At 64.1% G+C, this 626-nt stretch carries 1 protein-coding gene; it reads left to right on the top strand.

Annotation, left to right across the window (positions count from 1 at the left end):
- A partial coding sequence (locus AC1DU6_RS34585; protein WP_477863021.1) for a DUF1501 domain-containing protein occupies positions 1-484 on the top strand: 484 nt, incomplete at its 5' end.
- Between the last annotated feature and the right edge of the window lie 142 nt (positions 485-626).

The raw sequence follows: 626 nt of genomic DNA, 5'->3' as shown, positions 1-626 counted from the left end.
CGCTCCACCAGGCGGCGTGCGCTTCATCCACGTCATCTCGGGCGCGCCGGACAACAGCGTGGACAGCTGGGACGCCCACAACAACCTCGAGAAGAACCACGCGGTGATGTGCAAGCAGGTGGACCAACCGGTGGGCGCGCTGCTGGCGGACCTGAAGGCGCGGGGGCTGCTGGAGACGACGCTGGTGGTCTGGGCGTCGGAGTTCGGGCGCACGCCGTATGGGCAGTCAGGCAACGGGCGGGATCACAACCCCTGGGGCTACACGCAGTGGATTGCTGGTGGTGGTATCAAGCCGGGGACGTATGGCGGCACCGATGAGATCGGGCTGCGCGCGGAGACCGGGGTGATCGATACGTATGACCTGCAGGCGACGCTGCTGCATCAGCTGGGGCTGAACCACAAGAAGCTGGTGTTTGCGCATCAAGGGCGGGCGGAGAAGGCGACCACCGTGTTTGGGGATGTGATCAAGGAGATCTTGGCTTAGTCTGGTTTGGCGTGTATTGCTGCTCACCGGTGCATTGCCGGGAGTCCGTCCCGGCGGCCGGGTAACTTTCTTCTGCGGGGCCAGAAGAAAGTCACCAAAGAAGAGGCCCTGAACCGCACTCGTTCGCCACGCCACCATCAAC

Source organism: Roseateles sp. P5_B10 (assembly GCF_056400485.1).
This window is presented reverse-complemented; position numbering and strand designations above follow the sequence as displayed.